Source organism: Chromobacterium sp., assembly GCF_041912965.1.
Lineage (GTDB): Bacteria > Pseudomonadota > Gammaproteobacteria > Burkholderiales > Chromobacteriaceae > Chromobacterium > Chromobacterium aquaticum.
Genome location: NZ_JAYSGF010000069.1, coordinates 1 through 6,270, shown reverse-complemented (window position 1 = coordinate 6,270; position 6,270 = coordinate 1). Strand labels below are relative to the sequence as shown.

Below are 6,270 nucleotides of genomic sequence, written 5' to 3'. Positions count from 1 at the left end.
GCCGGCGAAGAACAGCACGAACAGGCCGGCGGCGGCGATCAGCAGCGTGGTGCCCAGGTCCGGCTGCTTCAGCACCAGCGCGCTGGGCACCGCCATCAGCAAGGCGGCCACCAGGTAGTGCCACCAGCGCATCGACAGCTCGTATTTCTGGAAGAACCAGGCCAGCATCATCGGCAGCGCGATCTTCATGATCTCGGACGGCTGGATGCGGGTGATGCCCAGTTCCAGCCAGCGGGTGGAGCCGTTGACGGTGACGCCCTTGAAGTGGACGGCCAGCAGCAGCAGCACGCCCAGGCCGTAGATGGGCGGCGCGAAGTTCATGATGCTTTGCGGCCGCATGCGGGCGATCACCCACATGATGATCAGCGATAGGCTGGTGTAGACCAGCTTGTTGTCTATCTTGTCGAAGGACTGATTGTTGGCCGAGTACAGCAGCACCATGCTGAGCACGAAGATCAGGCCCAGGAATAGCATCATCCAGCCGTCCAGCGGTTCCTTGATCTGCTGCCAGACGCGTTTAATTAGAGAGGTCTGCATTGTCGTTGGCGGTGTCGGTGGGCATGGTCTTCAGCGTGCCTTCGATGTCTTTCGGCACCTTGCCCAGCAAATAGTAGTCGAACAGCGCGCGCACGATGGGCGCGGCGGCGGCGGCGCCGAAGCCGGCGTTCTCCACGATCACCGCCACCGCAATGCGCGGCTTGTCCACCGGCGCGAAGGCGATGAACCAGCTGTGGTCGCGGTATTGCTCGGCCAGCGCGGCGGCGTTGTACTTGGCGCCTTGCTTGATCTGCACCACCTGGGCGGTGCCGGTCTTGCCGGCCATGGAGTATTGCAGGCCCACGCCCAGCCGCGCGCCGGTGCCGCGCGTCATCACGCCTTCCATGCCGCGCTTCACGTATTCGAAGTTTTCCGGCTTGAACGGAATCTGGCGGGTGGGCATCGGTTCGATGATGCGCGCCTTGCCGCTGCGGGTGTCCACCACTTGCTGCACCAGGTGCGGTTTGAACACCTGGCCGTCGTTGGCCATGATGGCGGTGGCGTTGGCCATTTGCAGCGGAGTATAGGCGTTGAAGCCCTGGCCGATGCCGATGCTGACCACGTCGGCTGGATACCAGCGGCGGAATTCTTCCTTGTAGCGGGCGAAGCGCTTGGCCTTCCACTCCTTGGACGGCAGCACGCCTATGGATTCACCGTCCAGGTCGATGCCGCTCTTGCTGCCCAGGCCGAACTGCGCCAGCGCCGGATGGATCTTGTCTATGCCCATGTCCCAGGCCAGCTTGTAGAAGAAGGTGTCGCTGGAGACTTCGATCGCGCGTTGCAGATTGATCATGCCGTTGCCGGCCTTCTTGCTGTCGCGGAACTGGTGGCTGGAGCCGGGCAGGGTGAAGTAGCCGGGCGCCGGGCGGATGTCGCGCATGCCGATGGCGTGGTTTTCCAATGCGGCCATCGCCATGAAGGGCTTGAAGGTGGAGCCGGGCGGATAGGTGCCGCGCAGCGCGCGGTTGATCATCGGCTTCTGCCAGTCGTTGTTCAGATTGCTCCAGGTCTGGGTGTCGATGCCGTCTATGAACAGATTGGGATCGAAGCCCGGCTTGGACAGGAAGGCGAGCACGCCGCCGGTGGACGGCTCTATCGCCACCAGCGCGCCGCGGCGGCTGCCGAACAGCTTGTCCGCCATTTCCTGCAGGCGGATGTCCAGCGCCAGCTTCAGGGTGTTGCCGTTGACCGGCGGCGTGCGCCGCAGCGAGCGCACCGCGCGGCCGCCGGAATCGGTCTCCACTTCCTCGAAACCGACCTTGCCGTGCAGATCATCCTCGTACACCGCTTCCAGGCCGGTCTTGCCAATATAGTTGGAGCCCTTGTAATTGGCGGTTTTCTCTTCCTCTTCCAGCCTTTCCTTGTCGCGCTGGTTGATGCGGCCGATGTAGCCGAGCACATGGCTGGTCATTTCCTTGAACGGATAGTCGCGGAACAGCCGCGCCTTGACCTCCACGCCGGGGAAGCGCCAGGCCTGGGCGGCGACGCGCGCGGCCTCCTCCTCGCTGAGCTTGGTTTTCAGCGGGATGGATTCAAAGTTCTTGCTCTCGGTCAGCAGGCGTTTGAACTGGCGTTCGTCGCGCGGGGTGATGTCCACCAGCTTGCGCAGCTCGGCCTCGGTGGCGGCTAGGTCGGCGATCTTGCTCGGCGTCAGCTCCAGCGTATAGGCGGAGTAGTTCTGCGCCAGCACCACGCCGTTGCGGTCCAGGATCAGGCCGCGGTTGGGCAGGATGGGCACCAGCGAGATGCGGTTGTTCTGCGCCAGCGTGGAGAAGTGCTCGTGCTGCAGCACTTGCAGCCAGATGAAGCGCGAGAGCAGCACCAGGAACATCAGCACGATCAGCGCGTAGGCGACGATCAGGCGCAGCTGGAACTGGCTGTCTTCGGCCTGGGGATTCTTGAAGCGGGTCGGTTGAGGCATGGACGGTCCGCGGTGCTACACCGCGTTGTGGCGGTAGGGCATCAGCATCAGCTTGGTCAGCAGCGGCCACAGCAGCGCGCCGATCAAGGGCGGCAGGAAATAGGCCCAGCCGACGAAGGCGGAACCGGTCAGCATGCGCACCACCACCATGATGATCTGGTTGGTCAGCAACAGGCCCAACACCACCAGCGTCTGCTGGCCCAGGTTGAACATCACCACTTGGCGCTGGCGCGCCAGCGCCAGATAGGCGGTGATCGAATAGGCCAGCGCGTGCTGGCCGAACAAGCCCGCGGTGGAGATGTCGGCCACCAGTCCCAACAGGAAGGCGGTGCCGATATTGACCCGGCGCGGCTGGTTGATCACCCAGTACAGGATCAGCATGCCGATGAAGTCCGGCAGCCAGCGCGTGCTGCCGTGCGGCAGCGGGATCAGTTCGATCAGGATGGCGAAGACGAAGGAAAACAGGATGAAGCGGCGCTTCACCGGTTTGAGCAGTTCCTTGGGGCGCTCGAACGACATCGGGGCTTACTCCTCGGCGGCGGTTTTCTTGCCGCCCCTGCTCTTTTTGACGATGGGGGCCGGTTCCGGCGGACGCGGCGGCGCCTGCTTGTCGCCCAGCACCAGCATGTAGCGGGTTTGCTGCACGCCGGCCAAGGGCGCGGTGGCGATGCGGGCGAAGGTGGCGCCCTGGTTGCGCTCCACCCTGGTCACGCGCGCCACCGGGATGCCGGCCGGATAGACGCCGTCCACGCCGGAGGTGACGATGTGGTCGCCGTCCTTGATGTCCGCGCTTTGTGGCAGGTAGCGGATTTCCACGCCGCCGCCGTAGCCGTACAGGATGGCGCGCTGGCCGGTGCGCGCCACCATCACCGGCACCATCTGGTTCTTGTCTATGACCAGGGTGACTTCCGCGGTTAGCGGCTGCACCCGGGTCACCTGGCCCAAGAGGCCGCTGGCGTCCACCACCGGCTGGCCGGCTTTCAGATTGGCGTCGCTGCCCTTGTCGATGATGATCTTGTAGGAGAATGGATCGCGGCCGGTGTACAGCGTTTCCGCCATCAGCGCCTGTTGGTGGTAGCTGGACTTGATGCCGTTGAGCTTGCGCACTTCGTCCAGCTCGCGCTGCAGGGTTTGCAGCCGCGACAGCTGCGCCGACATTTCCAGTTGGCGCGCGCGCAAGGCGGTGTTTTCCTGTTTCAGTTCGGTTTGGGAGCTGAGGAAGTCGCTGACATGGCGCATCGCCTGCGCCGGCATGTTCACCGCGCGCTGCACCGGGTACAGCGCCAGCGAAGTGGCTTCGCGCGCCTGTTCCATCAGGCCGAAATAGCTGTCGCCGACCAGGAGCGCGATCGAGGCGGCCACGGCCATGGCCAAGCGCGCGCCGGGCGGCGGCCCGGAGCGGAAGAAGCTGGGGGTGTTGGCAAAGTCCATCGGCTCAGACCTCGCCCCTTGACGCGGGGCGCTGTGCATCAGCAGTGGGCGCTTGCTGCGCGCCCACCGTCATTGCTTGCTTTACGAGCGGCCGGCGCCGCCGGAGCCGGGCTCAGGCGGTCGTCGGCCGTTCCGGTTTAAGGTACGTTGGTGAAAATGGTGCCAATCTTGTCCATCTTCTCCAGCGCCTTGCCGGAGCCGCGCACCACGCAGGTCAGCGGTTCTTCGGCCACGAACACCGGCAGGCCGGTTTCTTCGGCCAGCAGGCGGTCGATATCCTTCAGCAGCGCGCCGCCGCCGGTCAGCACCATGCCCTTGTCGGCGATGTCGGCGCCCAGTTCCGGCGGGGTCTGTTCCAGCGCGATCTTCACCGCGGACACGATTTGGTTCAACGGTTCGGTCAGCGCTTCCAGGATTTCGTTGGAGGACACGGTGAAGGCGCGCGGAATGCCTTCGGCCAGGTTGCGGCCCTTGACTTCCATTTCGCGCACTTCGGCGCCCGGGAAGGCGGAACCGATGGTCTTCTTGATTTCCTCGGCGGTGGTTTCGCCGATCAGCATGCCGTAGTTGCGGCGGATGTAGTTGATGATGGCTTCGTCGAATTTGTCGCCACCTACGCGCACGCTGCCCTTGTAGACCATGCCGCCCAGCGAGATCACGCCCACCTCGGTGGTGCCGCCGCCGATGTCCACGACCATGGAGCCGCTGGCCTCGCTGACCGGCAGGCCCGCGCCGATGCCGGCGGCCATGGGCTCCTCGATCAGGTAGACAGCCGTGGCGCCCGCGGCCTCGGCCGCGTCCTTGATGGCGCGGCGCTCGACCTGGGTGGAGCCGCAGGGCACGCAGATGATGATGCGCGGGCTGGGGCGGAAGGTGCTGCGCGGGTGGACCATGCGGATGAACTGCTTGAGCATCTGCTCGGTCACGGTGAAGTCGGCGATCACGCCGTCCTTCATCGGGCGGATGGCCTGGATGCTGCCCGGGGTGCGGCCCAGCATCTTCTTCGCTTCCAGGCCGACGGCCAGGATGGACTTCTTGTTGGTCGGTGCGTCGTTGTGGATGGCTACTACCGAAGGCTCGTCAAGCACGATGCCTTTGCCGCGCATGTAGATCAGGGTGTTGGCCGTGCCGAGGTCGATGGCCAGATCATTGGAAAAGTAGCCGGTGAGCGAACGAAACATGTGGCGATCCTGAATTGAATGTTTGGTGGGTGCCGGCGCATCCGGCGCCGGATAGACCAGTGGCGGTTTTGGTCATTGTGCGGACGAAAGGTTCAATAGGCGTGACAGCCGAGAAACCCGCCCGGCAGGTCCGCAGAACGACCATGTGTTCTTGGGTGAATCAAACCAGTTATGATACCCTACAACGCTTGAATTATTAAAGGTTTTGACGAGGGTGTCATGTCGCTGACTCATGAGGATGTTGCGCGAATCGCGCGCCTGTCCCGCATCGCCGTAACCGACGCCGAAATCGAGGCCGTCGGCAAGCAGCTGAACAATATTCTGGGCCTGATCGAGCAGATGCAGGCCGTCAATACCGACGGTATCGAACCGATGGCGCATCCGCAGGATGTCAGCCTGCGCCTGCGCGAAGACGCGGTTACCGAGCCGGATCGCCGCGAAGCTTGCCAGGCGGTGGCGCCGCAGGTGGAAAAAGGCCTGTTCCTGGTGCCCAAGGTAATCGAATAACGCGGCCAACCCCGGCTGCCGGGCATGGCTGCAGCCATGCACTTATGTCATTCCGGACGGAAATCAACACGCAATGATTCACGCCACGCTGAAACAGCTTTCCGCGCAACTGGCCGCCGGCCAGATCAGCGCCGTCGAGCTGGCCACTGCCTATCTCGACCGCATCGATGCGCTCAATCCGCAACTGAACGCTTTTATTACGGTAGACCGCGCCAAGACCCTGGCCGAAGCCGCTGCTGCCGATGCACGCCGTGCCGCCGGCAATGCCGGTGTGCTGACCGGTGTGCCCATCGCGCACAAGGATATCTTCTGTCAGCAGGGCTGGAAGACCAGCTGCGGCTCGAAGATGCTGGACAACTTCATCTCGCCGTACAGCGCCCATGTGATCGAGCAGTGTCAGGCCGCCGGCCTAGTGACGCTGGGTCGCGCCAATATGGACGAGTTCGCCATGGGCTCCTCCAACGAGAACAGTTTCTACGGCGCGGTGAAGAACCCGTGGGACCTGAACGCCATTCCCGGTGGCTCCTCCGGTGGCTCTGCCGCTGCCGTGGCTGCGCGCCTGGCGCCGGTGGCCACTGCCACCGATACCGGCGGCTCCATCCGTCAGCCGGCCAGCCACTGCGGCGTGACCGGCATCAAGCCTACCTACGGCGTGGTGTCGCGCTTCGGCATGGTGGCCTATGCCAGCTCGCT

7 protein-coding genes are annotated in these 6,270 nt (G+C 64.1%); 2 read left to right on the top strand and 5 right to left on the bottom strand.

From position 1 onward, the window contains the following. From ACE3QM_RS21945 to ACE3QM_RS21925, 5 genes are all read right to left on the bottom strand, one after another. Positions 1–537, bottom strand: a 537-nt coding sequence (locus tag ACE3QM_RS21945; RefSeq protein ID WP_374424870.1) for an FtsW/RodA/SpoVE family cell cycle protein, incomplete at its 3' end; no start/stop codon positions are given. Continuing rightward, a complete protein-coding gene (mrdA, locus tag ACE3QM_RS21940) occupies positions 518–2,458 on the bottom strand; it encodes a penicillin-binding protein 2 (protein WP_048408365.1) in 1,941 nt (646 codons plus the stop codon). The genes mrdA and ACE3QM_RS21945, both read right to left, overlap by 20 nt. A gap of 15 nt (positions 2,459–2,473) precedes the next feature. Next, entirely contained in the window at positions 2,474–2,977 is a 504-nt protein-coding gene (gene mreD / locus ACE3QM_RS21935; RefSeq protein ID WP_048408364.1) for a rod shape-determining protein MreD, read from the bottom strand. A 6-nt stretch (positions 2,978–2,983) separates the two neighbouring features. Next, positions 2,984–3,889, bottom strand: a complete 906-nt coding sequence (gene mreC / locus ACE3QM_RS21930; protein WP_374424867.1) for a rod shape-determining protein MreC — start codon at positions 3,887–3,889, stop codon at positions 2,984–2,986. Positions 3,890–4,026: 137 nt separating this feature from the next. Continuing rightward, positions 4,027–5,070 carry a rod shape-determining protein gene (locus tag ACE3QM_RS21925; RefSeq protein ID WP_374424865.1) on the bottom strand — a complete coding sequence of 348 codons (1,044 nt, stop codon included), beginning with the start codon at positions 5,068–5,070 and terminating at the stop codon, positions 4,027–4,029. 219 nt (positions 5,071–5,289) lie between these two features. Here ACE3QM_RS21925 and gatC point away from each other — a divergent pair, with 219 nt between their 5' ends. Both gatC and ACE3QM_RS21915 read left to right on the top strand, forming a co-directional pair. Beyond that, positions 5,290–5,577: an Asp-tRNA(Asn)/Glu-tRNA(Gln) amidotransferase subunit GatC gene (gene gatC / locus ACE3QM_RS21920; protein ID WP_374424863.1), complete on the top strand. Its 288-nt coding sequence runs from the start codon at positions 5,290–5,292 to the stop codon at positions 5,575–5,577. A gap of 73 nt (positions 5,578–5,650) precedes the next feature. Further along, positions 5,651–6,270, top strand: a 620-nt coding sequence (locus ACE3QM_RS21915; RefSeq protein WP_374424861.1) for an amidase, incomplete at its 3' end; no start/stop codon positions are given.